At 60.0% G+C, this 24170-nt stretch carries 15 protein-coding genes; 8 read left to right on the plus strand and 7 right to left on the minus strand.

Annotated features, from left to right (window positions below; translation table 11 throughout):
• Positions 1–116: 116 nt before the first annotated feature.
• Both sS8_RS28490 and sS8_RS10580 read left to right on the plus strand, forming a co-directional pair.
• Positions 117–683, plus strand: a complete 567-nt coding sequence (locus tag sS8_RS28490; protein WP_179952409.1) for a hypothetical protein — start codon at positions 117–119, stop codon at positions 681–683.
• 36 nt (positions 684–719) lie between these two features.
• The gene (locus sS8_RS10580; RefSeq protein WP_119629615.1) at positions 720–1952 is read left to right on the plus strand and encodes a PEP-CTERM sorting domain-containing protein; all 1233 of its coding nucleotides are present in this window, start codon (positions 720–722) and stop codon (positions 1950–1952) included.
• Between the two features lie 150 nt (positions 1953–2102).
• Here sS8_RS10580 and sS8_RS10585 read toward each other — a convergent pair whose 3' ends face one another.
• Together sS8_RS10585 and sS8_RS10590 are read right to left on the minus strand one after the other, a co-directional pair.
• Positions 2103–4265: a RelA/SpoT family protein gene (locus tag sS8_RS10585; RefSeq protein ID WP_119629616.1), complete on the minus strand. Its 2163-nt coding sequence runs from the start codon at positions 4263–4265 to the stop codon at positions 2103–2105.
• Positions 4266–4331: 66 nt separating this feature from the next.
• Positions 4332–5675 carry a sensor domain-containing diguanylate cyclase gene (locus tag sS8_RS10590; RefSeq protein ID WP_119629617.1) on the minus strand — a complete coding sequence of 448 codons (1344 nt, stop codon included), beginning with the start codon at positions 5673–5675 and terminating at the stop codon, positions 4332–4334.
• 409 nt (positions 5676–6084) lie between these two features.
• Here sS8_RS10590 and sS8_RS10595 point away from each other — a divergent pair, with 409 nt between their 5' ends.
• Positions 6085–7407 carry an NAD(P)/FAD-dependent oxidoreductase gene (locus sS8_RS10595; protein ID WP_119629618.1) on the plus strand — a complete coding sequence of 441 codons (1323 nt, stop codon included), beginning with the start codon at positions 6085–6087 and terminating at the stop codon, positions 7405–7407.
• 45 nt (positions 7408–7452) lie between these two features.
• Here sS8_RS10595 and sS8_RS10600 read toward each other — a convergent pair whose 3' ends face one another.
• The gene (locus sS8_RS10600) at positions 7453–9402 is read right to left on the minus strand and encodes a sensor histidine kinase (RefSeq protein ID WP_119629619.1); all 1950 of its coding nucleotides are present in this window, start codon (positions 9400–9402) and stop codon (positions 7453–7455) included.
• A 326-nt stretch (positions 9403–9728) separates the two neighbouring features.
• Here sS8_RS10600 and sS8_RS29130 point away from each other — a divergent pair, with 326 nt between their 5' ends.
• Complete coding sequence (locus tag sS8_RS29130) at positions 9729–14207, plus strand: DEAD/DEAH box helicase (protein ID WP_232020596.1); 4479 nt, start codon at positions 9729–9731, stop codon at positions 14205–14207.
• A 406-nt stretch (positions 14208–14613) separates the two neighbouring features.
• Here the strand turns inward: sS8_RS29130 and sS8_RS10615 are convergent, their stop codons facing one another.
• On the minus strand, positions 14614–15357 hold the full coding sequence (locus sS8_RS10615) for a flagellar brake protein (protein ID WP_119629620.1): 744 nt from the start codon (positions 15355–15357) through the stop codon (positions 14614–14616).
• Positions 15358–15394: 37 nt separating this feature from the next.
• Positions 15395–16018, minus strand: a complete 624-nt coding sequence (mobA, locus tag sS8_RS10620; RefSeq protein WP_119629621.1) for a molybdenum cofactor guanylyltransferase MobA — start codon at positions 16016–16018, stop codon at positions 15395–15397.
• Between the two features lie 45 nt (positions 16019–16063).
• Here mobA and sS8_RS10625 point away from each other — a divergent pair, with 45 nt between their 5' ends.
• Together sS8_RS10625 and sS8_RS10630 are read left to right on the plus strand one after the other, a co-directional pair.
• Complete coding sequence (locus tag sS8_RS10625) at positions 16064–16522, plus strand: DUF302 domain-containing protein (protein WP_119629622.1); 459 nt, start codon at positions 16064–16066, stop codon at positions 16520–16522.
• A gap of 78 nt (positions 16523–16600) precedes the next feature.
• Positions 16601–17023 (plus strand): hypothetical protein, encoded by a 423-nt coding sequence (locus sS8_RS10630; protein ID WP_119629623.1) that lies wholly within the window; start codon positions 16601–16603, stop codon positions 17021–17023.
• 81 nt (positions 17024–17104) lie between these two features.
• Here sS8_RS10630 and gloB read toward each other — a convergent pair whose 3' ends face one another.
• Positions 17105–17869 (minus strand): hydroxyacylglutathione hydrolase, encoded by a 765-nt coding sequence (gene gloB / locus sS8_RS10635; protein ID WP_119629624.1) that lies wholly within the window; start codon positions 17867–17869, stop codon positions 17105–17107.
• 9 nt (positions 17870–17878) lie between these two features.
• Positions 17879–19477 carry a MutS-related protein gene (locus tag sS8_RS10640; RefSeq protein WP_119629625.1) on the minus strand — a complete coding sequence of 533 codons (1599 nt, stop codon included), beginning with the start codon at positions 19475–19477 and terminating at the stop codon, positions 17879–17881.
• A gap of 252 nt (positions 19478–19729) precedes the next feature.
• Between sS8_RS10640 and sS8_RS10645 the strand changes: the two genes are divergently transcribed.
• Both sS8_RS10645 and sS8_RS10650 read left to right on the plus strand, forming a co-directional pair.
• Entirely contained in the window at positions 19730–23551 is a 3822-nt protein-coding gene (locus sS8_RS10645; RefSeq protein ID WP_119629626.1) for an FAD-dependent oxidoreductase, read from the plus strand.
• 241 nt (positions 23552–23792) lie between these two features.
• On the plus strand, positions 23793–24158 hold the full coding sequence (locus tag sS8_RS10650; protein ID WP_145986494.1) for a hypothetical protein: 366 nt from the start codon (positions 23793–23795) through the stop codon (positions 24156–24158).
• Positions 24159–24170 lie beyond the last annotated feature (12 nt).

The raw sequence follows: 24170 nt of genomic DNA on the forward strand, positions 1-24170 counted from the left end.
ACTTTAATCAAATTACTCAACCGGAAAACAACGGGGGAATCATGAAAACCGTATGTCTCATTAGCGTCGTGTGTACGGCCTTTGCCTTCAGTATGGAAGTTTCGGCGAGTAGCGTAATGGGAGATTTGACGCCGCGTCCCGGTGAAGATGGTGACGGGATCAACTATGCCTTCCAAATATACTTGCAGGGCTCGCCGGAAACCGTGACCGGTACGGTCGGTTCACGCGCCTGGGGGGAGGGTTGGACTCATACTGCCGTATGGGGGTACATCGATGTTCCGACTGCCGGAACGTATCGGCTTGCTGTGAGTTCCGACGCCAGCGACATGGTTCCGGCATTGACGCTGTATCAGGGCGTCGATAACAGCGGCGGCGATAATCATGTCTTTGATCCGTTGGAGGTGCCGGTATGGGTGGACGAACCAGGATTCGCTTTTCTGGAAGCCTCTGATCAAGGCCCCGGGCCGGCAAGCGGTGCCGCCACGGTCATCACCCGTTTTCTGCAAGCGGGCGAATATACGGTCGTGTTGGGCGGAAATGATTTCGCGACCGAGGGCCATCAGGTCGGTTACAGCTTCACCGTAGCGCCGGTACCGATTCCGGCTGCCGTGTGGTTGTTCGGAACCGGCCTGGTCGGGGTACTGGGAATCGGCGCAAAGCGCCGCCGTGCGGTCGCGGCTTGATCGTGCCGTTCGTTCGAATATTGAGGAAATACGAACATGAAAGTCGAAACAAGAAAAAGCACCCGCTCATCTGTCGTATTGTTACCGGCCTTTTTGGCTGCAATGGCGGAACAGCCGGCGTTAGCCGTGTCGTTCGCAGGTCTCGGTGATTTGCCGGGTGGAGCATTCAGCAGCGACGCAGCGGGCATCTCCGCCGATGGGAAGGTCGTCGTTGGGTCGAGCATGTCGGAGTCGGGGCAAACCGCCTTTATGTGGACTGCCTCCAGCGGGATGGTCGGGCTGGGTGTGTTGGGTGCCGACTCGGGCGGCAAATTAAGAAGCTATGCCAACGCGGTTTCTGCCGATGGTTCGGTGGTCGCCGGCGGTACCACGTCGTCCGCCTCGGTGAGCGGAACGGAAGCCTTCGTTTGGAGCCAAGCGACAGGCATGATCGGCCTGGGAATGTTGCCGGGAGGCAGTACCTCGAACGCGACCGCCATCACCGCTGACGGCTCGGCCGTCATCGGCTATGGAAGTGCCAACGGCTACACCCTGGAGTCCGGGATCTGGCGCGCTGGTTCGGGATGGACGGAACTTGGCGATTTGGCCGGGGGGCAAGCCTATAGCTACGCTTGGGATGCGTCCGCCAACGGCTCGGTCGTTGTCGGCATCGGCAACAGCGGAAATCTGGAAGCTTTCCGTTGGACGGAGACCGGGGGGATGGCCGGGCTCGGAACGCCGGCCAGCGCCACGCGTAGCGAGGCGTTCGGCGTGTCGTCCGACGGCGGCATCGTTGTAGGAAGTTTCGGCACGTCGACGGGCAAGCAAGCCGCTTATTGGACGGCCGACGAAGGATGGGTGGGCTTGGGAAGTCTAGGCCATGCGAATAGCTTCGCTACCGATGTCACCGACGACGGTACGATGATCGTGGGAACCGCAATGACTTACGACGTTTCTACCGATACGCTTGATTCGATCGGCCTGATTTGGGACTCCGTAAATGGAACAAAGAACGCAAATGAAGTTTTGACCGACGTCTACGGTCTGGATCTCGCCGGATGGCTGATTACTGCGGTGACGGGGGTTACCGCCGATGGGTCATTCCTCGTCGGGAGAGGAATCAATCCGGACGGCAACCAGGAGGCCTGGATTGCCGATCTTCGAACCACGCCGGTTCCGGCTCCGGCTGCTGTCTGGCTGTTCGGCACCGCATTGCCCGGTTTACTCGTTTTCGGGAAGTGCCGTAAGGACAGCCGCGGGATAAATTTCGAAGGCCTCTCACGATCGTAAGACAAAAGCTTGATCGCTACGCTTATTCCGGCCTAGCTAGTGCTTAATCGCGCTAATCAGCGAATACAAAAACCCACATATAATCAATTTGTTATATTGGATTTTTGCATCGTTTATTTTTGCAATTAAGCACTAGCGCATCAAAGCCTTTCACCCGTGCTGCAAGCGCCTGGCGCTGAACACATTGTGCACCTGGCCGATCTTGTCCAACACCGAGCTGAGCTGTCCCGGGTCGGACACCTCCACCGTGACCCGCATGACGACCGATTGATCGTCCCCGTTGGTATCGCTTTGGGTGCGAACGATGTTGATATGCTCCTGAGCCAGGATGTGGGTGATGTCCTTGAGCAGCCCCTTGCGATCCAGTGCCCTGACCTCAAGTTCGACCGGAAAGGCTTCCGGCTCGCTGCCCCAGGCCACGTCGATCAAACGGCTCATCTTGCGGGGCGGAAGCTGAATGATGTTTTCGCAGTCCTGGCGATGGATGGCCACGCCTTTGCCCACCGTCACATAACCGATTATCGGATCGCCCGGCTTGGGCTCGCAGCAATGGGCGAAATAGGTCAGGAGGTTGCGGACGCCCTGTATGGTCACCTCGTCCGATACCTTGTCGCCCGCCGGGGGCGACGGCTTTTTCGCCGGCGGAACCTTGGCCGGCCAGTCCGGGAGCTTCAGCGCGTTGGCCAGCTGGGCCGGCGAGATGTCGGCGCGGCCTACCGCCAGCAGCAGATCGTCCCCGCGCGGCAGATGGAAATGCTTGGCCAGTTCGTCCGGATCAACGTCCTTGATGCCCAGTTTCTGCCGCTCGCGGTCCAGGATCGATTTGCCGGAGCGTAGATGCTTTTCGTGATCCTGCTGTTTGAACCACTGGCGAATCTTGGTGCGCGCATGGCCGGTCCGGACATAGCCCAGGTGCGGATCCAGCCAGCCCAGGCTCGGGCCGCCGTGCTTGGCGGTGAGGATTTCGACCTTTTCGCCGGACTTCAACGCATACGTCAGGGGGACGATGCGCCCGTTGACTTTCGCCCCGCGGCAGCGGTGCCCCACCTCGGTATGGATGTGATAGGCGAAATCCAGCGGGGTAGCGCCTCTGCTCAGCCGCACCACCTGCCCTTTGGGCGTCAGTACGAAAATCTGGTCTTCGAACAGGTCGGCGCGGAAATCCTCCAGTGTCGCCGGATCATCGTCCCTGCTTTCCAAAAGACGGCGCAGCGCGTTGATACTGCGGTCCAGAACCACGTCCTGCTTGCCGCCTTCTTTGTAGCGCCAATGCGCAGCCACACCGTACTCGGCGAAATCGTGCATGGCCCGGGTGCGAATCTGGACCTCGACCGGCCGGCCTTCGGGGCCGATCACCACGGTGTGCAGCGATTGATAGCCGTTTTCCTTGGCATTCGCGATGTAATCGTCGAATTCCTTGGGAACGTGCAGCCAGCGGCCGTGCACCAGGCCGAGCACCGCGTAGCAGGTTGTGACATCGTCGACGATGACCCGCACGGCATGCAAATCGTACAGTTCCTCCAGATCCAGTTCCTTGCGCTGGGTTTTCTTATAAATGCTGTAGATATGCTTGGGCCGGCCGTACACCTTGGCATGAATATGGTGCGCCTCCAGTTCCTGCCGCAGCGTCTCGATGAATTGATTGACGAAAGCTTCCCGCTCGGCGCGGTTGATTGCCAGGCGGCTCGCGAGATCGCGGTATTTGTCGGGATTGAGATAGCGAAACGCGAGATCCTCCAGCTCCCACTTGAGCTGCCCCACGCCTAGCCGGTTGGCCAGGGGTGCGAACACGTCCAGGGTTTCCATGGCGATCCTCCGGCGCAGCTCTCCTTCCTGGTTCTTGAGCAGCCGCAGACGCTGCAGACGGTAGGCAAGCTTGACCAGCACCGCGCGCACGTCGTTGACCACCGACAAGAGCATGCGGCGCAGGAGTTCGGCCTGGGCGGGCTGCTTGATTTCGGTCGGGCGGTATTCGTCGAAAGTGTTGAGCCAGTTGACCTTCTGCACCAGATCGGACACGGTCTCGCCGAATCGGGCTTTGATGTCCGCTTCCTTGAGGTTGTCGCGGAGATAAGGATCGCTCAGCAGCGCGACCTGCAAGCTAAGCGTATCGGCCTTGATCCCGAGGAGAATATCCGCGACCTCCAGACCGCGCGGCCTGATGATGGAGTCCTCATCGCGCGCCTTGACGGCAAGGCTCAGCGCCTCGCGGATCTTGTCGCGCTCGGCGCCGCCGGCACCCGCGGTCAGCCGCAACTCCAAGTCACCGGGAGGATGAGAAGAAATATCGGAGCGGTACAGAGAATGCTTCATGGCAAATCGGAATAATATACAGGCCGGAGCGAAGCCGGGAAACGGCGCGCCCGCGCCGATGAACGCTCAACCCCAGACCATCACGCGATTGCCTCCCGCACGCTTGGCCATGTACATCGCGCTGTCGGCCTGAAACAGGAGGTCCTCGCTGGTCGCCCCGTGACGAGGATATTCCGCGATCCCCATCGAAAGCGTACTGGTCAGTACATGGTCTTCGTAAACGATATTCAATTCCTGAAACGCCATGCGCCAGGATTCGGCACGCTGAGCGGCCGTCGTCAACGGTGCGCCGGGAAGGATCGCGACGAACTCCTCGCCGCCGAAGCGGCAGACGATATCCTCGTTGCGCAGGTGGCGCAGCAGCAATGCCGCCAGTTCTTTCAACACCAGGTCACCCGCCGGATGGCCGTAAGTATCATTGAGCTGCTTGAAATGATCAATGTCGATCATCACCAGGCTGAGCGGCTGATCTTCCCGCGCCGAGCGCGACAGTTCGCGTCTCAGGGTCTCCTCCATGTAGCGCCGGTTGAACAGTGAGGTCAGCGGGTCGCGCACCGCCAGATCTCTCAGCTTTTCCTGCAAGATACGGTTTTCGGCCAGTTGCGCTTCCAGCCTCTCGTTGCTGGCCTGCAGCTTGTCCTCCGTCAGTTTGCGATCGGTGACGTCGATCAGAAAAGTCAAAATGACGAATGCCGCGTCTTTCCCATCCCTCAACAGGCTGGCGGACAAATCGCCCCAAAACAGGCTTCCGTCCTTCCGAAGCAAGCGTTTCTCGCCCCGATACTGATCGACTTCGCTACCCAAGAGCGCTTCGACCCGTTGACACAATTGAAACCCGTTTTTCTCGACAGTGAGGTCGCCCGGGGATAAGTTGCTCATTTCCTCCGCCGTGTACCCGAACATCTCCAGCCAGCGCCGATTCGCCTCGATGAATTTCAGGTCCTTGTCCAGCAGGGCGATTCCGACCGCGGCCTGGTCGAATACCCCCCGCCACAAGGCGAGGTTGTTGCGGAATTCGGGTTTGTCCGGACCGGGAATGTAAGCGGCCGTATCGATCAAGGAAATCACGGCTATCCGTTCGCCGTCAATTTCGGCGGCGTTTGCCTCGATGGAATACCTGTGGTGCATATTCGAAGCATTCTTGAGAAATGTCTCCGAATGGATCGTTTGGTCGTCGACTCCCGCGGATTCGAGCAATTGTTGGAGAACCTCGGGATCATCGAACAGGGCCGAAGCGTCGATGCCGAGTTCTGCGGCCTCGCCGAAAAGCGCGCGGGCCGAGCGATTGAGAAACAGCAGTTTTTTGTCAGCCAGTCGGACGGCCAGAAGCGGAACCGAGATTTGGTCGTTCCACTCGGGCGGGGGTTTGGGAAACTCGGAATTCAACACGAAATCCTGTTGAGCACACATCTGATTATCGTCCGTTAGGCAAGCCGACAGTTTTCAGGCTACCGGCAACCAATCCTTCAACCGGATATTAGCAAGTGCTAAGACGAACATCCACCGGTAACCCTGCCTGCACGAGATTAAAGACACCGGACCGCCGGCCGTGGCAGAATCCACGCCGGCCGAACATCTCGCGATAAGAATAGTCGACCCGGAGAAATTTCGCGTTCTCGACGATGACGCACGAGAGCAGAGAACGGCGGCCGCTGCCTCGACCGGGATCGGAACCGGCTTGTCCCGGCGTGCTCGCGCCTACCCTTGCGGGCCTCAAGGCCCTTCGGCAAGTTCGCGAGCGGCGCCATCGACACGTTCGGGGCGAGCGGCACCGGGACAGGCGCTCAGAAAACATACAGCTTTAAAGAAAGGGGGCGATATGAACCACGTGAAGACCCACCCAAACCGGCCCAGGATCGTGGTCGTCGGAGGCGGAGCCGGCGGCCTGGAACTGGTCACGCGGCTAGGCAGGACGCTGGGACGAAAAACGGCCGAAATTACGCTGATCGACTGCAGCCGGACCCATATCTGGAAACCGCTGCTGCACGAAGTGGCGGCCGGAACCCTGGATTCCCACGACGACGAGCTGGATTATCTGGCCCAGGCGAGCAGCAATGGTTTCCGATATGTGTTGGGGCGCATGGATGGCCTCGACCGTGCCGCCAAACGGGTCCATCTGGCGGCGATGGTAAATGAGAAAGGCGAGGAGATCATGCCGCCCCGCAGCCACCCATACGATCTGCTGATCATCGCCGTGGGCAGCATCTGCAACGATTTCGGCATCACCGGGGTGGCGGAGCATTGTCTGTTCCTCGATACCACCGATCAGGCCGAACAGTTTCAAAACCGGCTGCTGGAGGCGTATTTCCATGCCCATGCCACCGGAGGCGTCAGGGAAACCGGCCAGCTCGACATCGCCATCGTCGGCGGCGGCGCCACCGGTATCGAGCTGTCGGCCCAGCTGTACCAGGCCACGCGGCTGTTGAGCGCCTACGGGCTCGATAACGTCAAGCCGTCCGATCTTCAGATTCATATCATCGAAGCCGCCGACCGCCTGCTTCCGGAGCTGCCCGAACGCCTCTCCAAATCCACGCTCAAGCAGCTGGAAAAGCTCGGCATCCAGGTCCACCTGGGCGAGCGCGTGGTGGAAGTCACCCGGGAAGGTATGAAGACCCAAAGCGGCCGCTTCATCCCGGCGGCGCTGAAAGTCTGGGCCGCCGGCGTCAAGGCACCGGATTTCCTCAAGACCGTTGCGGATCTCGAAACCAACCGAATCAACCAGATCGTGGTTCGCTCCACTCTGCAGACCACCGTCGACGACGACATTTTCGCCATCGGCGACTGCGCCGCCTGCCCCTGGCCGGAAAAGAACTCGACCATCCCGCCCCGCGCCCAGTCCGCCCACCAGCAAGCGAGCCTGGTCCTCAAGAACCTCCGTCGAAAACTGGAGGGCAAAGCCATGCTCGACTTCCGGTACAAGGACTACGGCTCGCTGGTGTCGCTCGGCAAATACAGCACCGTCGGCAATCTGATGGGCAATCTCATGGGCACCGTCATGATCGAGGGTCTGATCGCCCGGCTGGTATACCTGTCGCTCTACAAGATGCACCAGCTGGCGCTATTCGGACCGTTCCGGGTCAGCATGCTGATGGTCTCCGGATTCTTCCGGCGGCGCCTGAGGCCCAAGATCAAGCTGCATTGAGCCTCATCTGCAGGCGGTAGGATGCGGTGACGAAGGAACCGCATCCTACCTTCCGGGTACCACGCACACCTGTTCGCAGAGCGGCAGGCGGATCACGAATTCGCTGCCCTGGCCGAGGCCTTCGCTTTTCACCTCGACCTGCCCTCCGTGCATCTCGACGATTTTCTGAACGATCATCAAACCCAGCCCCAGACCGCCTTGCGGGCGGTCGAGCGGTCGAGCGGCCTGGGTGAACGCGTCGAAGAGATGGGGCAATAGCGAGCGGGAAATGCCTTCGCCGGTATCGCGCACGGTAATGGCCACCTCCCCGTTTTCCGTGCTTGCGGAAAGCCAGATTCTGCCGCCTTCCGGCGTGTACTTGGCGGCGTTGTCGAGGAGATTGGAAACCACCTGAACCAAGCGCACCTGATCGCCTTCGAGATACACCGGCTCTTCCGGCAAGGTGACCGAAAGAACATGGTGTTTGAATTCGATTAGCGGATGGCTGGTCTCGACAGCCTGGTTGATGACCGTCACCAGTTCGACCAGGTTCATATGAAGCGCCAGCTTGCCTTGCACGATCCGGGAGACATCCAGCAGATCGTTCACCAATCGCACCAGATGATCGAGCTGCCGATCCACCACGTCGCGGGCCCAGCGAAGATTGGGGTCCGGCGAATCCACCTTGCGCATTAAGTGAACCGCGTTACGAATGGGCGCCAGCGGATTCCGGAGTTCGTGTCCGAGCATGGCAATGAATTCGTTCTTTTGCCGATCGGCTTCGAGCAGAGCTTCCTCGGCCTGTTTACGGTCGGTAATGTCCCGCAGCACCCCGATCATGCGCACTGGAGCACCGTGGGCGTCATAGTGGAAATCTCCAATTGACGAAACCCATCGAACCGAACCGTCCGGCCAGGCAATGCGAAAATCGCAGTCATAGCGGATGTGATGTTCCTTCGCCTCATCGACGGCGGCCGCGACATGCGGCACATCCTCCGGATATATCCGATCGGAAATCATTTGTTCGGTCATCTCGGTCTCCTTGGGCGGGTAGCCGAAAAGCGCAGCATGACGAGGATTCCCCACCACTTTCCGGCTGCCGAGATCCCAGTCCCAGGTCCCCATCTGCGCGGCATCAATCGCCAACCGGTAGCGCTCCTCACTCTCCCGCAACGCCTGTTCCCGCCTGACACTTTCGCTGATGTCCATAACCACCACCGCGGCGCCCGCAATGCGCCCGGTAGCGTCGCGGATAGGCGCGGCACTGTTGTGAACAATGGCCCGGGCGCCGTCAAAGCGCAGAATCTTCATAAGCTGCCCGACGACCGGCTCTCCTTTTTTCAAGACTTGCATCGGGGCCCATTCCTCCGGACGGACCGGCTCCTCGGTATCCACCCACCAGGCTTTGAAGACAGCATAATCGCTGATCGACCGTACCGGCGGACACGGACCGCCCCACACCTGGTCGACGGCTCGGTTGCTGCCGATGATGCCGCCCTGTGCGTCCAGGATGGCCACGCCCACGGGCAGCGTTTCCATGATGGCTTCGAGCCGGTTCCGTTCGTTCACGACTTCCGTATGTGCCGCGCTCAGCGCCTTCTCGGCGCGCTGGCGCTCGACGATTTCCCGCTCGAGCCGCTCCTTTTGCCGCAGCACCTCCAGGAGCGCCTTTCGTTCTCCGCTGCGCAGAAGCGAAATCATGAGGCCCAGAACGCCGCCCACGATGAACAGCAGCAAGGTTCTGAGCCACTCCCTTTGTTCCACGATCTGCCATGAATGGAGAGGCTCGATCAAATAGTAGATACTCGCCAAGGTGCTCAACACGGTGGCAAAAAGCCCCGCCCTGAAACTGCCGTACCAGGCCGCGAGCGCCACTCCGAGCAGGAAGAGAAGCAAAGGAGGCGATCCTACGAAAAGCGGCAGCAGGAAATACTGAATGATCGCGATGACTGTCGTCGCCAACACCGCTACGACATACCCGTTACGCGAAATTCGACTTATCGGAGGTTTGTGCAAGGACGTGTCCCTTCAAAATATGAGAATCGCTTCCGGCGAAATGGAATTGAAACTGCCGTCGCGGAAAATACGATAGCTTGGGCAAACCCGCTATAACAAAATCGAGACACGCATCGAGACGAGCGGCTGCACTGCGAAATTGAATCAAAGGATTTCCGCCGAATCGATAGGCATACGATCCGCGACGCCAATCACCCCTCCCGTTAGACCGGCGGCCTCGAGCGTGCGGAACGGCCGGTTCCGAGCGGGCGGAAGGACTCTGGCCCGCCGGGAGAGTCTCCGAGCCCGATTGAGATTGCCGCATGCTTTAGGGTAACGTAGATCCCATGATTCTCGAACGCTTTCACCCCGCTGTTTCGGCCTGGTTCAGGGAGACTTTCCCCGCTCCGTCGGAATGCCAGACCCAAGCCTGGGATGCCATCAAATCCGGTCGGCACACGCTGATCGCCGCGCCCACCGGTTCCGGAAAGACCCTGGCGGCGTTTTTGGCCGCCATCGACGACCTGGTCCGGGAAGGCGAAATCTTCGGTTTGCCGGAACAGACCCGCGTACTCTACATCTCGCCGCTCAAGGCGCTGAGCAACGATATCCACAAGAACCTCGAAGCGCCGCTGGACGGGATCAACGCCAAGCTGTTCGAACTCGGCTCCACCGATGTGGCGATCCGCTCGCAGGTCCGAACCGGCGACACCCCGGCATTGGCCCGCGCGGCCATGAACAAACACCCGCCGCATATACTGGTGACCACGCCGGAGTCCGTTTATATCCTGCTCACCAGCGAAGGCGGCCGCCGTCTGCTGAAAAACGTGCGCACGGTGATCGTCGACGAAATCCATGCGATGGTCGGCAGCAAACGCGGGTCGCACCTGGCCTTGTCGCTGGAGCGGCTGGAACGTCTGGTCGAACACCGGCTCACCCGCATCGGCCTGTCCGCGACTCAGAATCCCATCGAAGCGGTGGCCGAGTTCCTGACCGGCGGGCCCGAGTGCCGTATCATCGACACCGGTCACCGGCGCCGGCTCGACCTTGCTATCGAACTGCCCGATTCGCCGCTGGAGGCGGTGCTGTCCCAGGAAGCGGCCAAGGAAATCTACGACCGCATGACGGCATTGATCGAGGCGCACAAGACCACGCTGATCTTCGTCAACACCCGCCGCCTGGCGGAACGGGTGGCGCGCGCCCTGAGCGACCGACTGGGAGAGGAACACGTCACCTCGCACCACGGCAGCCTGTCGCGGGAGCAACGGCTATCCGCCGAACACCGGCTGAAGACCGGCAAGCTGAAGGCGCTGGTCGCCACGGCCTCCCTGGAGCTCGGTATCGACGTCGGCGACGTGGACCTGGTCTGCCAATTGGGCACCACCGGCTCGATCGCCACCTTCCTGCAACGGGTCGGACGTTCCGGACATTTCGCCGGAGGCTTGCCCAAGGGCCGCCTGTTTCCGTCCAGCCGGGACGATCTCATCGAATGCATTGCCCTGATCGACGCCGTACGGCGCGGTGAACTGGATCGCCTGGTCATGCCGCAGAAGCCGGTGGATGTCCTGGCCCAGCAGATCGTCGCGATGGTGGCCGCGGAGGACTGGTCCGAGGACGAGCTTTACCGCACCGTGTGCCGCGCGTTTCCCTACCGGGAGCTGAGCCGGCAGGCGTTCGACGATATCGTGAAGATGCTGGCGGAAGGCTTCAGTACCCGGCGCGGACCGCGCGGCGCCTATCTGCATCGGGACGGCATCCACAAGCGCCTGCGCGCCCGCCGTGGTGCGCGCCTCACCGCCATGACCTGCGGCGGGGCGATTCCGGACACTGCCGAATATCGTGTGATCCTGGAACCCTCCGGAGAATTCATAGGTACCGTGGACGAAGATTTCGCCATCGAGAGCCTGGCCGGCGATATATTCCAGCTCGGCAACGCGAGCTGGCGGGTCTTGCGGCTCGAAGGCGGCACCTTGCGCGTCGAGGATGCCCGCCACCAGCCGCCGAATATTCCGTTCTGGTTCGGCGAGGCACCCGGGCGGACTCATGAATTGTCTTACGCGGTATCTCGGTTACGGCGGGAAATCGAGGAACGGCTGGAATCGCCGCCCAATGCAAGCATGTCAGGCCAGGGTATCGACAAAACCCGCATCGAGAACGGCCCCTCCTCCCTCGCGCCACCCTCTCCCTCCGGAAACGGATCCAAGAGTTCTTTTCTCCCCCTGGAAGAAGAGATAGAGATGAGGGATTGCCCTTTTCCGACCTACTTGCCGGATCAAAGCCTGAACCTCCCCGCCACCCGCGCATTCCTCGAAAATGAAGTCGGCATATCGCCGTCGGCGGCATTGCAGGCCGTCAACTATCTGGCCGCGGCCAAGCTGACCCTGGGCACCCTGCCCACCTTGGACACCCTGGTGTTCGAACGCTTCTTCGACGAATCGGGCGGCATGCAGTTCATCATTCACGCGCCCTACGGCAACCGGGTCAATCGCGGCTGGGGCCTGGCCCTGCGCAAGCGCTTCTGCCGCACTTTCAACTTCGAGTTGCAGGCCGCCGCCACCGAAAACGCCATCATCCTGTCCCTGGGCGTCTCGCAAAGCTTTCCATTGGAGGACGTCACCCGCTTTCTGAACATTAACACGGTGCGCGACATCCTGGTGCAAGCGCTGCTCGCGGCTCCCATGTTCACCGTGCGCTGGCGCTGGAACGCCGTCTGCTCGCTGGCGCTCAAGCGTTTCCAGGGCGGCCGGAAAACGCCCCCGTATCTCCTCCGCATGCAGGCGGAGGACCTCGTCACCAGCGTATTTCCCGACCAACTCGCCTGTTTCGAGAATATCGTCGGCGACCGGGAAGTCCCCGACCATCCTCTGGTCAACCAGACCGTGCACGATTGCCTGAGCGAAGCCATGGACATCGATCGCTTGATCGAGGTCATCGGCGGCATCGAGTCCGGAACGATCCGCGTGGTATGCCGCGACCTGACCGAGCCTTCGCCGCTCGCCGCCGAAATCGTCAATTCCAAGGTTTACAGCTTCCTCGACGACGCCCCCCTGGAAGAGCGCCGGACCCGCGCGGTGGCCGGCCGCCGCTGGCTCGATCCATCTGAAGCCGCGGACCTCGGCCGTCTCGACCAGGCGGCCATCGACCGGGTGCGGCAGGAAGCCTGGCCCGAAGCGGCCGACGCCGACGAACTGCACGATGCCTTGCAGATGCTGGGTTATCTCCGGCAAACCGAGGCCGCGATCGGCTGGGAAGGATTTTTTCAGGAACTGAAACGCCATGGACGCGTGGCCGACATATATCTGCCGAACGACCGGGTTCTCTGGCTCACAGCCGAACGCTTGCCCCAATTCCGCGCGATTTATCCTGAAGCCGACGGCCCCTCGTCCGTCCGCATCCGTTATGCCGCACAACTGCCGCCGGAATATCTGGAGCAGAGCTGGACCGCGGAGGACGCACTGAAAGACATCCTCCGCGCCCGCATCGATTGCGTCGGACCGGTCACCGCGGCGGAACTGGCGGAAGCCCTGGCGCTTCCCGTCGGCCGTATCGAATACGCTCTCCTGGCGCTGCAGAACGAAGGTTGCGCCCTGCGCGGCTCGTATACCCCTGGAGCCGGCACGGAAGAATGGTGCGAAAGACGCCTTCTGGCGCGCATCCACCGCTACACCATCAACCGTCTGCGCCAGGAAATCGAGCCGGTGCCCAGCGCCGATTTCATGCGTTTCCTGTTCCGCTGGCAGCACCTGCATCCCGAAAGCCGCATGCAGGGCGCGCAAGCGCTCGCGGCGGTCCTGGCTCAGCTGGAAGGCTTCGAGGCGGCCGCGGTCGCCTGGGAGGGCGATGTGCTGCCGGCGCGAATTGCCGATTACGATCCTGCCTGGCTCGACGCCCTGTGTCTTTCGGGAAAGATCGTCTGGACCCGGCTTTCCGCCGCCAAAGGCGGACAAGGACCGGTCAAATCCTCGCCCATGGCGCTCGTCGCCCGGCGTCACCTACCCTACTGGCGGCAGTTCGCCGCGCGGTGCGACGCCCCTGAACCGTCGCCCGCCGCACGGCACGTAGCAGACATCCTGCAAACCCGCGGCGCTCTCTTTTTCGAAGAGCTGGGGCAGTGGGCGGGGCTGCTGCCGACGCAACTGGAAAACGCGCTGGCGGAGCTGGTGGCGCGCGGGTGGGTCGCCTCGGACAGTTTCATGGGTCTGCGCGCCTTGCTGATCCCCGAACAAAAAAAGCAGTGCTATCGGGGGCTTTCCTTCGGAATGGCGGAAGCCGGGCGCTGGACCCTCGTGCAGCCGCCCTTGCTAGTCGATGAAAATCCGTCCGCGTCGGCCGATCAGGAAGCCGTCGAGCACATCGCCGGCATGCTGCTCAAGCGCTATGGCGTCGTGTTTCGGGCGTTGCTCGCCCGCGAGACCATCGCGCCGCCCTGGCAGGATCTCCTGCGCATTTACCGGCGTCTGGAAGCGCGCGGCGAAATACGCGGAGGCCGCTTCGTGGCCGGCCATTTCGGCGAGCAATTCGCCTTGCCCGAAGCCGTGGAGGTACTGCGTACGGTGCGCAAGGAGAAGGATACCGAAACCCTGGTCACGCTCAGCGCCGTCGATCCGCTCAACCTCGTGGGCATCGTCACGCCCGGCGCGAAAATCCCCGCCCTCCCCGGCAATCGGGTCCTGTTCCGGGGCGGCATCCCGACCGCCCTGCACGCCGGCAAGGAAACGCAATTCCTGGTTTCGGTGGAAAAGCACAGAGAATGGGAATTCAAGAACCGGCTGAGGCAACGAACCATCCCGCCGCAACTGCGGGCTTATCTGGGCTCGGCATCTTAGGATGCGATTGAAAGGATGTGGGGCGGGTTAACGCTCGGTTGCACAGGTGCTCGTTTTCCATTGCCTCATTGTCACGGCAGAACACGCGAACCGCTTCGTCAATGGAAGCCGATCGAGAAATGGTCCAGTAATTCTCAATAACCAAGTACCGGACGGCTCGAACACGGGAGCGGACGCCAGCGGCATCAGGAGCGTCCGCTGCGACGCCGGGCAGAACCGTTTAGGATCGCTATGCTCTATTACTTCTTTGATAAGTGCCTTAACACAAGATCAGCGACTTCTTCGATCGTTCCAGCGTTTTTAAACCATTCACCTGGAGTCGGCTTGATGCCAAAATGCTTTACGACCTCAGATGCAAACAGTGATAGATCATCCGTTCCGGAATCGATGCGCGTCCCCAGAACCCTCAACGCATCACACCGTCCTGGCGCTTTTTCAGCAATTCGACGTCGTAAATGAATTTCTGAAGACGCGCCTCGAAGTTCCGGCCAGCGCCGCGAAACAGACATCCCACCCGCTGACCGATCGGCGAATTGCCCCAGGTCACCGCGGCCTTGTTGCGCAGTTCCAGCCCGAGCATGGTTTCGCCATGGCCGGGAAGGATCAGCCTGCATTCTTCCAGAATGTGCCCTACGGGATAAGCGTCGCCGAGCCGACAGATTTTATCGATCAGGGCCAGCCCGGAAACACTGATGTCGGCGATACCGAATTCCGCGGGCTGGCCATCCAGGCTGACTACGCATTTGGCGGGCATCGCAACCGGAATCGTGGCCCGGTAGAACTTGCGCCGCTGGCGCCAGTACAAGGCATCCGGGATAGCCGCCGCAAGTACGGTTTGTTCGTTCAAGTTCGCTTCGATCAGCCCGGTCAGGACGAAGCTGCTCTGGATACCGTCGACCTGACCGCGAAACACGACTCGAGGTGCCGCCAGCATCTGCCGATTGGTGTCGGCGTTTTCGCTCGGATCCAAAACCACTAATCCCTTTTCCGGCATCACCTGCACCACCGTGGTTACGAAACCCGAGCCTGCTCCGTCGGTCTGCGCGCTCAACAGGCATTTTTTCGCCTGCATCAGCTTGAGCTTTTCGAGGATTTCGCCTCGGCCTTTTAGTAGATACGCGCCTTGGGTTTCGTTGGAATCGGCTGGCATAACTGGCTACAGAACTCGGGGATATTTTCAAATAAGACTAGCGCGACACCATGGCAGCCGCATCGTCTGTTTCCGTGTTTTCCAGCGCGGCCAGTTCCTCCGGCGTGTTGATGTTGGCGAACAACTCCGGATGATCGCTGAAATCCGCCAAGGCCAATCTGTGCTGCTCGAACCAGAGGTCGATCTTCCGCTGACCGCTGGCCAGGTAGCGCTCCAGGCTATCCGCCAAGCGCCGTTCGGCCAACAAAAAAACCGGATGCAAGCGTTCGCCGTCGTGAGCGGCGCAAAGCTCCGCCCCGGTCTCCTGCATCGTACGGCAAAGCCTTTCCAGAAGCTGCCCCGTCACCAGCGGCGAATCGCAGGGCACGGTAAGTACATAAGGCGTTTCCGCCGCACGCATGGCGCTCAGCAAGCCGGCCAGAGGTCCGTCAAAACTATCGGTCCGGTCGGATACCACCGGGTAACCGAAACGCGCGTACGCTTCCCGGTTCCGGTTGGCATTGATCAGAATATGTGCGGCGACCGAATCCAGTGCCTCCAGTGCATAACCCGCCAGCGACCTGCCCTTAAAGCGGATCAGGCCCTTATCCTCGCCGCCCATGCGCCGCCCGCGCCCGCCGGCCAGAACCACGCCGGTTATTTTTGCTCTGTCTAAAATCATGGTGATAAGCTAAAAATCGAATTTCGACCCGTTGATGCTTAACGTATGCGCCTACTTTTTGGTTCGATCATCGCACTGTTGCCGATTATCCTTCCAGGATGCGCCGCTCAGAAAGAGTCCGAATTCCTTTATTATCAGGCCGAAACCACAAAACCTTACGAGGACGTGCTGGCGGAGCTGGAACTTGCGATCACCGAGCGAAATTTCCGCATCACGGGCCATAACAAGATCGGCAGCGTAATCCGGGAGCGCGAAAACATCCGTTTCCCCGATTACGACACCATTCAGTTCTGCAATCTCACGCTGGCGCGCGAGATGCTGGATATTTCGCCGGAGTCGGTCATTTACATGCCCTGCAACGTGGCCGTACGCTCCGAAAACGGCAAGGTCGTGGTGACCACCCATTTGCTGCCGACCCGTTCGTCCAACCCGAAAATGAACGAGTTTGCCCGAAAAATGAACGAAAAACTCAAACAAATCGTGGATTTCTCGGTCGAAGACTAACTTTCACAAATTGCGCCGTCCGCATCGGCTGCACTATCATGCAACGATTTTGCGACAGGCTTACGAGAACAATCCAGCATGAAATCACCTGCTTTTTCTGTGAAGACTCTTTGGCCCGCGGTGGTCATGGCTTTGATTCTGGCATCCGGCTGCACGTCCACGCCTCCGGCGCCCCCGACGGAAGCAAAGGATGCCAACGATTTTCCCACCCTGGCCCGGGTCGAATACGTTCTGCAATGTATGCAGGAACATGGGGGCCAGAACTATAACAATCTCTATCACTGCACCTGCAGCGTCGATAAGATCGCAAGCCGAATGAGCTACGACGAATTCGTCCAGGCACAGACTTTCACTTATGGAATCAGCGTGGCGGGCGAACGCGGCGCGGAATTCCGCGATCCGCCGGAATCCGCAAAACTGCGCGAGAGATATAAGGAAGCGAAAAAATACGCTCAGGAAGCCTGTTTTCCGGCGGGCCCGGAAAACGGCACAGGGAAATAAATCCGCTGTGTCGGGAAAGGATTCCCGACCTACCGGGCGACACCCTTTCGCAGGCCGGCAATCCTTTGCCGGCAAGGACTCTTAAAACAGATCCTTCCGCCGCCGCGTCTCCGCAAACACGTCCACCGGATCCGCATTCGTCATTCCCAGATTCGCCTGAATTTCTTCGCTTTCAGGGCGTAGGAAAGGATTGGTCGCCAGTTCCTCTTTCAGGGTCGAAGGCACGGTAGGCTTGCCTTGCCGGCGCAGCTCGACGATTTGCGCCATGCGCTCCTTGAGGGCTGCATTCTCGGGCTCCACCGTCAAGGCGAATCCGGCGTTCGACTGGGTATATTCATGGGCGCAGTACACCTTGGTTTCGGGCGGCAGGACGCGCAATTTCTCGAGCGAGCGCCACATCTCTTCCGGCGTACCTTCGAACAAGCGCCCGCACCCGAGGGCGAACAGCGTATCGCCGCAAAACAGCGCATTGGCCCCCGCGAGCCAGTACGCGATGTGCCCCCGCGTGTGTCCCGGAACATCGAGAACCCTCGCCTCGAAACGGCCGAATGTCACCACCGCCTCATCGCCGACCGCCAGGTCTATGCCCGGAATGCGCTTGAGATCCCGCTCCGAAGCCACGATCCGGCAACCGGTACGCCGCTTCAGCTCCAGGTTGCCGCCCACGTGATCCCCATGGTGATGGGTGTTCAGAATATGCGTCAATTTCCATCCGTTCGCGGCCAGCGCCTCCAGAACCGGGTTCGCCTCGGCGGGATCGACCGCCGCCGTCTCGCCGCTGCGCCGGTCGTGAATCAGATAAATGTAGTTGTCCTTGAGTACGGGGATTTGAAGGACTTCCAGCATGGCGTTTCCTCATCTGCCGCCCGACAAATACCGGGCAATATCCTCTTTCGAAAAACCGATCTTGCGGGCAACACGGTCCGCATGGCTGACTCTCGAAATGCCTTCGACCACCCGGTAGGTCGGTTGTTCGTTCTTGAACTCGACTTGCCGCGCCAGCCCGATTCCCTTTTTCTGAAAGGCATCGACCAATTCGTGATTGTGGGTAATAAGCAGGGTGTTACTGCCCTTCTGATAAAACCCGTCCAGAATATTCATTGAGATCTCGATCTTTTCCTCGTGCGTCGTGCCCTCCGAGAGTTCGTCCATGATCACCAGGCTTTTCGGCGTCGTGGCGAGGAAAATATCCTTGGTGCGCTTGAGCTCGGTGCCGAAGCGCCCTTCACCATCGGCCAGATGGCTGATCTCCGGCACCTGGTAGAAAATGCGGTCGGCAACCGTCAATTCCGCTTCCTGAGCCGGCACAGAACACCCGATTTGCGCAAGCAACTGGCTCTGCGCCAGGGTCTTGCAGAACGCCGTCTTGCCGCCGCTGTTCGGGCCTGTGACGAAGGTGAGCCGCGTGTTTTTAAGGCTGATGTCGTTGGGCACGTAGTCCGGATTGTCCTTACTGAGCACCGGGTTTCGCACCCCTTTGAACACCAGGGAATGGCGCTCGGCTTCGACGATCCTGGGCAAGACCATCGGGTGGTGGAAGGATTCCTTGAGGCGGACGAAGCTCAAGAGTTCGTCCAGCTTGCCCAGCGAATCGAGCGTGTTTTGCACTTCTTCCGACTTCTTGAAAATGTCCCTCAGCGGATAGATGCAGCCGTCGCGGTCGAAACCGCCGACAATGGGAATATAAACCAGGCTGATGGGCAGCAGGAACAGCCAGAATACCGGCGCGATCGACATCGCCATATCGAGCAGAAGCGGCACGAATTCGAGCGCCAGTATCAGGAGGAGCACCGCAAGCGTAAGCCCCACCGGTTTGAACAGCGACGGCCGAAACTTGATTGCCGGGACATACCAGGGCTTCTCCGCCTTGGTTTTGACATCTTTCTCGGTCCGGTACACCGGCCCCTTCATCAGCGCATAGGCGCGCGAATCGGCGAAGCGCCGCAAGTCGTCGATCAATAGCCCCAGATACTCGGAATTCGGTTTCGGAAGCCGATTTGCCGCCGCCACCATATCGAGCATGAACCGAGTGCCTTTTTTGTAGGTCTCATAACCGTAGCCCTCGATCTCCAGCTTGTGCGCCGGCGAACTCACCAGCCCCATGAAGGTTCCGAATAACAAGGCATAAAAGTCCTCTTCCAGAGACTTCGCCTGCCTGATCAGAGCGTCCAGCGACTCCCGCAGCGGCTTGTCGGATTCGATCTCGCGAACCGCGTCCTGCTTGGCCCGAATCAGGTCTGCCCCGGCCAGCGGCTCCACCAGCGAACGGTAAAGCGTGGCCTGCCCGGCAATCGTGGCGGCGTGGTTGACGCTGTCGAACAGCTTGTTCACTTCGATGGCCTGAAATGTCGAAGCATCGATGACGCCCTTTCCGGTCGCGCCGGGTACCGTGGAACGAACGACCGGAGGCTCCTTCGAATCGGACTGCAATAGAGTTTTGTACGGGGAATTCATGCAATGAGGACCTGGCAATGATAATTCGGCGCCTAACCTACACCTTAGCGCCGCCTGCTTCAACCTGGAAGGACACGGCCCGAGGCGCCAATCGATTCAGTCGACGTCTTGCATGTCTCGAGCACCGCCCAAGATCGACTCCATTATCGATTCGGCATAAAATTGATCCATTTTTTTGAGAAAAACCGTCCATCTTTAGTCAATCGTGACGGAATAAGAAAAATTTCATCAACCTACACAACCTCGACACTCATGACCTATCACTCCGTTCGCTCCGATGGGGGCAAAAACGCCCCAACCGCTTTGACCTTAGGCATATCCGGCTTCAGCTATGCCGATTTGTACCTACCGGAACGGCTCAAGGACTTGTCGGACGTCTTCGATGCGACGGTCCGCGATCACGATCCTGAACTGTTCGATGCATTCGAGGGCTATCGCGCGTGCCAGGGCAAAGGTATGCCGCCCGAGCAGGTTTCGGAAATCCTGGTCAAGATGGCGCCTTATGTGGGCACTTTCGTGGCAAGACTGTTCGGCGTATCGCCGGAGCGGGACGCACAGATACAAACGATACGCGATGAGTTCGACAGTATCTTCGTGTACCGCAACGAAATCGTCGGCAAGGTTGCGGGGCTATTCAAGAATCAGGCCCCGGAAAGCTGGGACATCGAAGGTATCCGGGCAGATTTCGAGAACCTCATCCGGGTAGCGGAACCGGTGTTGATACAAACGGATAGGGAAAAGGCCGTTGCGTCCGTGGCCACGCGCTTGCACCGCTGGCATCGGGATATCCCGGCGAACGCCGGCGGAATCGGCGAATTGCGCCGCGCGCTCTCCGCCGAACCGGATACGGAAACGCGATTCGCGGGTTTATTGGGCAAAACCGACGAAGACTTGGTGAAGGCGCTGCTGGACCTCGTTCAACGCTGGACTTATGTCGCGCAGCAGATTCCCGAGTTCAAGCCCCAGGTCCGGGGCTGGGCCAGCTTTAAGTTCCCGGGCAGAACCGATTTCAACCAACTGGTCCACCACGAGACCCGTTCGGCGAACGGCTACAGCGTCTGGGCGGCTCCGGAAGAGCACCACCGCAGACGCGAAGGATTCGGGCTTACCGATCCGCGCTTTCCCGAGCGGCGCGTCCTGTACGAAGTGGACCACTGCATCTATTGCCACGACCGGGATACCGACTCGTGCTCCAAGGGCATGCGCAACAAGAAGGACGGCACGTACAAGTCCAATCCGCTGGGCGTGACCATCACCGGCTGCCCGCTGGAGGAAAAGATTTCCGAGATGCATGTGGTCAAGCGGCAGGGCGACAACATCGGCGCACTGGCGCTGATCACCGTCGACAATCCGCTCTGCCCCGGCACCGGTCACCGCATCTGCAACGATTGCATGAAGGGCTGCATCTACCAAAAGACCGAGCCGGTCAATATCCCGCAGATCGAGACCAACGTCCTCACCGACGTTCTGTTCATGCCTTGGGGCTTCGAAATCTACAGCCTTCTGACCCGCTGGAATCCGCTCAACGTCAAGCGGCCGCATGCGCTTCCGTATAACGGCAAGAACGTACTGGTGGTCGGCATGGGCCCGGCCGGTTACACGCTGGCCCACTACTTGATCAACGAAGGTTTCGGCGTGGTCGGAATCGACGCCCTCAAGATCGAACCCCTGCCCAAGGACATCGTCGGCGACGAGACCCACCCGCCCGGTCCTATTCAGGACTTCCGCGAGCTGTATGAAGATCTCGACAAACGCATCATGCTGGGTTTCGGCGGCGTGGCCGAATACGGCATCACGGTGCGCTGGGACAAGAATTTCCTCAAAGTCATCTACCTGAACCTGTTGCGGCGGCACAGCTTCCGCTGCTACGGCGGCGTGCGCTTCGGCGGCACGCTCACGATCAACGAGGCCTGGGACCTGGGCTTCGACCATATCGCCATCGCCTCCGGGGCCGGCAAACCCACCATCATCGACATCAAGAACAATCTGATCCGCGGCATCCGCAAAGCGTCGGACTTTTTGATGGCGCTGCAATTGACCGGCGCCGCCAAGGAGTCGTCGCTGGCCAACTTGCAGGTACGGCTGCCGGCGGGCGTGATCGGCGGCGGCCTGACCGCTATCGATACCGCTACCGAACTCCTGGCCTACTATCCGGTGCAGGTCGAGAAAATCCTGCACCGCTACGAAAAGCTGTGCGCCGATTTGGGCGAGGAAACCGTACGAGCCCGCTACGACGAGGAAGAATTGGCTATCCTCGACGAGTTCCTGGGCCACGCCAAGGCCGTCCGGGCGGAGCGCCAGAGAGCACAGGCCGCCGGGGAAAAACCCGATTTCCTACCCTTGCTGAATGCCTGGGGCGGCGTCACGCTGTACTATCGCAAGGGCATGAAGGATTCTCCCGCCTACCGGCAGAATCACGAGGAAATCAAGGAAGCCATGGACGAAGGCATTCTGCTCGCAGAAGGTATGAATCCGCTCGAGGCGCTGGAGGACAAGTATGGACATCTTCGCGCCGTACGCTTCGAGAAACTGCAGGAACAGGACGGCCGCCGGCAAAGAACCGGCGATCTCGAAGTCCCGCTGCGCAGCCTGTTCGTAGCCGCCGGAACCTCGCCCAATACCATCTACGAGTCCGAGCATCCGGACAGCTTCGAGATGGACCAGAAGTTCTACCGGCGCTACGAGCCCAATTGGAACCCTCACCCCGACCCTTTCGAACCCTCACCCCAAACCCCTCTCCCAAAGGAAGAGGGGTTCAATAGCCCCCTTCTCCCTCCGGGAGAAGGGGTAGGGATGAGGGAGGGAGAGGGAGTTCCTTTGCTGGAACCCGCCCACGACACCGCCATCCCCAAGATCGGCAAACCGGCCCCGTTCACCTCGTACCGGCGTCACGGCAAATTCATCACGTTCTACGGCGACAACCACCCGGTGTACGCCGGCAATGTGGTAAAGGCCATGGCCAGCGCCAAGGATGGATATCCATACATCGTCAAGCTGTACGAAAAGGAACTCGCCGTGCTGGATCGTGCCCAGCAGCCGCAACGCGAAGCGAAGCTACGGCAGTTCCAGGCCGGGCTCGACGACATGCTGCTTGCGCGCATCGTGGAAATCAATCGGGTCACCCCGACCATCGTCGAAGTCATCGTCAGGGCTCCGCTGGCCGCGAAGCACTTCTGCCCGGGCCAGTTCTATCGGGTGCAGAACTTCGAAGCGCTGGCGCCGGTGGTCGACGATACCGTGCTGGTCTCGGAAGGTTTGGCGCTGACCGGCGCCTGGGTCGATAAAGAGCAGGGCCTGATATCCCTGATCGCGCTGGAAATGGGTTCGTCATCCAAGCTTTGCGCCATGTGGAAACCCGGCGACCCCATCGTGGTGATGGGGGTTACCGGCGCTCCCACCGAAATTCACGCCGGTCAAACCGTCCTTCTCGCCGGCGGCGGCCTGGGCAATGCGGTGCTGTTTTCCATCGGCAGGGCGCTGCGCGCGGCGGGCAGCCATGTCATCTATTTCGCCGGTTATCGGAAACGCGAAGACGTGTTCAAGATCCGGGAAATCGAAGCGGCTTCGGATGTCGTGGTCTGGTCGGTCGACAATCTCCCCGGTGCAGAGCCCATACCGCCGCTGCGTCCTCAGGACAAAACCTTCGTCGGCAATATCGTCGAAGCGATGGTGGCTTATGCGAAGGGCGAGCTGGGTCCGACGCCGATCCACATGGATGACGTCGATCACATGATCGTCATCGGCTCCGACCGGATGATGGCTGCGGTCAAGGCGGCCCGCTACGGCGTTCTCCAGCCGTATCTCAAGCCTCATCACTCCGCCATCGGTTCCATCAATTCGCCGATGCAATGCATGATGAAAGGCGTCTGCGCGCAGTGCCTGTGCAAGCATGCGGACCCGGAAAGCGGGAAGGAATATTTCGTGTACTCTTGCTACAACCAGGATCAAGACCTCGACCGCGTGGATTTCCCGAACTTGTACGCACGCCTGCGTCAGAATTCGGTGCAGGAAAAGCTCTCCGCGATGTGGCTGGACTATCTGCTTTCGAGAACCGGCAACAGAAAGAGCAGCTAAAAAATTTCCAGTCACGAAAGAATGACAATATCCGGAAAGTCTTTTACCATTGACGCCCGTTGACCGCATGGACGGCTTTATGCCTTTCCGCCAGCGACGCCATCGTAGAAGCTCGCGCTCGGGAGATTTCCTCAACATGCAGCGTGCCAGTGGCGGCGCATGCGTCAGCACTCCATAAACAATCATGACATTTGTTTGGTTATTCCTGAGAGTAGCCAGAGGAGAACGCAAGAGAATGAAAATGAGCAAAACCTTATTTCTGGGCGGTTTATTGTTGACCGGTACGCTGGGCATGTCGAGCGGCGCTGTCGCTGCTGAAAACGCGGCGGGCGTCAAGGAATTCATGGGCAAGACCGTGGAGACCGCCAAACAAGCCCAGGCTGCCGCTGCCGCAGGCGACAAGGACGGCTGCCTGTCCGCCATCAAGCAGACCAAGCAGAACTACAAAGAAATCACTGGCGACGCCGCCGGCAAGCCGTTGCAGGATGCCATGAAAAAGGTTAGGGAAGCTCAGGGACTTTGCGATGCCGGAAAACCCGCCGAAGCTGCGCCGATTTTGGGCGAAGCCACTGCCGCCATGGAAAAAGTCGCCGCCGGCATTAAATAAGATGCACACAGC

The sequence above is a fragment of the Methylocaldum marinum genome (assembly GCF_003584645.1).
Taxonomy (GTDB): domain Bacteria; phylum Pseudomonadota; class Gammaproteobacteria; order Methylococcales; family Methylococcaceae; genus Methylocaldum; species Methylocaldum marinum.

Coding starts and splice junctions, on each gene's coding strand:
- sS8_RS10590 (WP_119629617.1), bottom strand. CDS start 5,675: ATGTGTGCTCAACAGGATTTCGTGTTGAATTCCGAGTTTCCCAAACCC.
- sS8_RS10650 (WP_145986494.1), top strand. CDS start 23,793: ATGAGCAAAACCTTATTTCTGGGCGGTTTATTGTTGACCGGTACGCTG.
- gloB (WP_119629624.1), bottom strand. CDS start 17,869: ATGCTGGAAGTCCTTCAAATCCCCGTACTCAAGGACAACTACATTTAT.
- sS8_RS10595 (WP_119629618.1), top strand. CDS start 6,085: ATGAACCACGTGAAGACCCACCCAAACCGGCCCAGGATCGTGGTCGTC.
- sS8_RS10625 (WP_119629622.1), top strand. CDS start 16,064: ATGCGCCTACTTTTTGGTTCGATCATCGCACTGTTGCCGATTATCCTT.
- sS8_RS10615 (WP_119629620.1), bottom strand. CDS start 15,357: ATGCCAGCCGATTCCAACGAAACCCAAGGCGCGTATCTACTAAAAGGC.
- sS8_RS10640 (WP_119629625.1), bottom strand. CDS start 19,477: ATGAATTCCCCGTACAAAACTCTATTGCAGTCCGATTCGAAGGAGCCT.
- sS8_RS28490 (WP_179952409.1), top strand. CDS start 117: ATGGGAGATTTGACGCCGCGTCCCGGTGAAGATGGTGACGGGATCAAC.
- sS8_RS10580 (WP_119629615.1), top strand. CDS start 720: ATGAAAGTCGAAACAAGAAAAAGCACCCGCTCATCTGTCGTATTGTTA.
- sS8_RS10585 (WP_119629616.1), bottom strand. CDS start 4,265: ATGAAGCATTCTCTGTACCGCTCCGATATTTCTTCTCATCCTCCCGGT.
- sS8_RS10645 (WP_119629626.1), top strand. CDS start 19,730: ATGACCTATCACTCCGTTCGCTCCGATGGGGGCAAAAACGCCCCAACC.
- sS8_RS10630 (WP_119629623.1), top strand. CDS start 16,601: ATGAAATCACCTGCTTTTTCTGTGAAGACTCTTTGGCCCGCGGTGGTC.
- sS8_RS29130 (WP_232020596.1), top strand. CDS start 9,729: ATGATTCTCGAACGCTTTCACCCCGCTGTTTCGGCCTGGTTCAGGGAG.
- mobA (WP_119629621.1), bottom strand. CDS start 16,018: ATGATTTTAGACAGAGCAAAAATAACCGGCGTGGTTCTGGCCGGCGGG.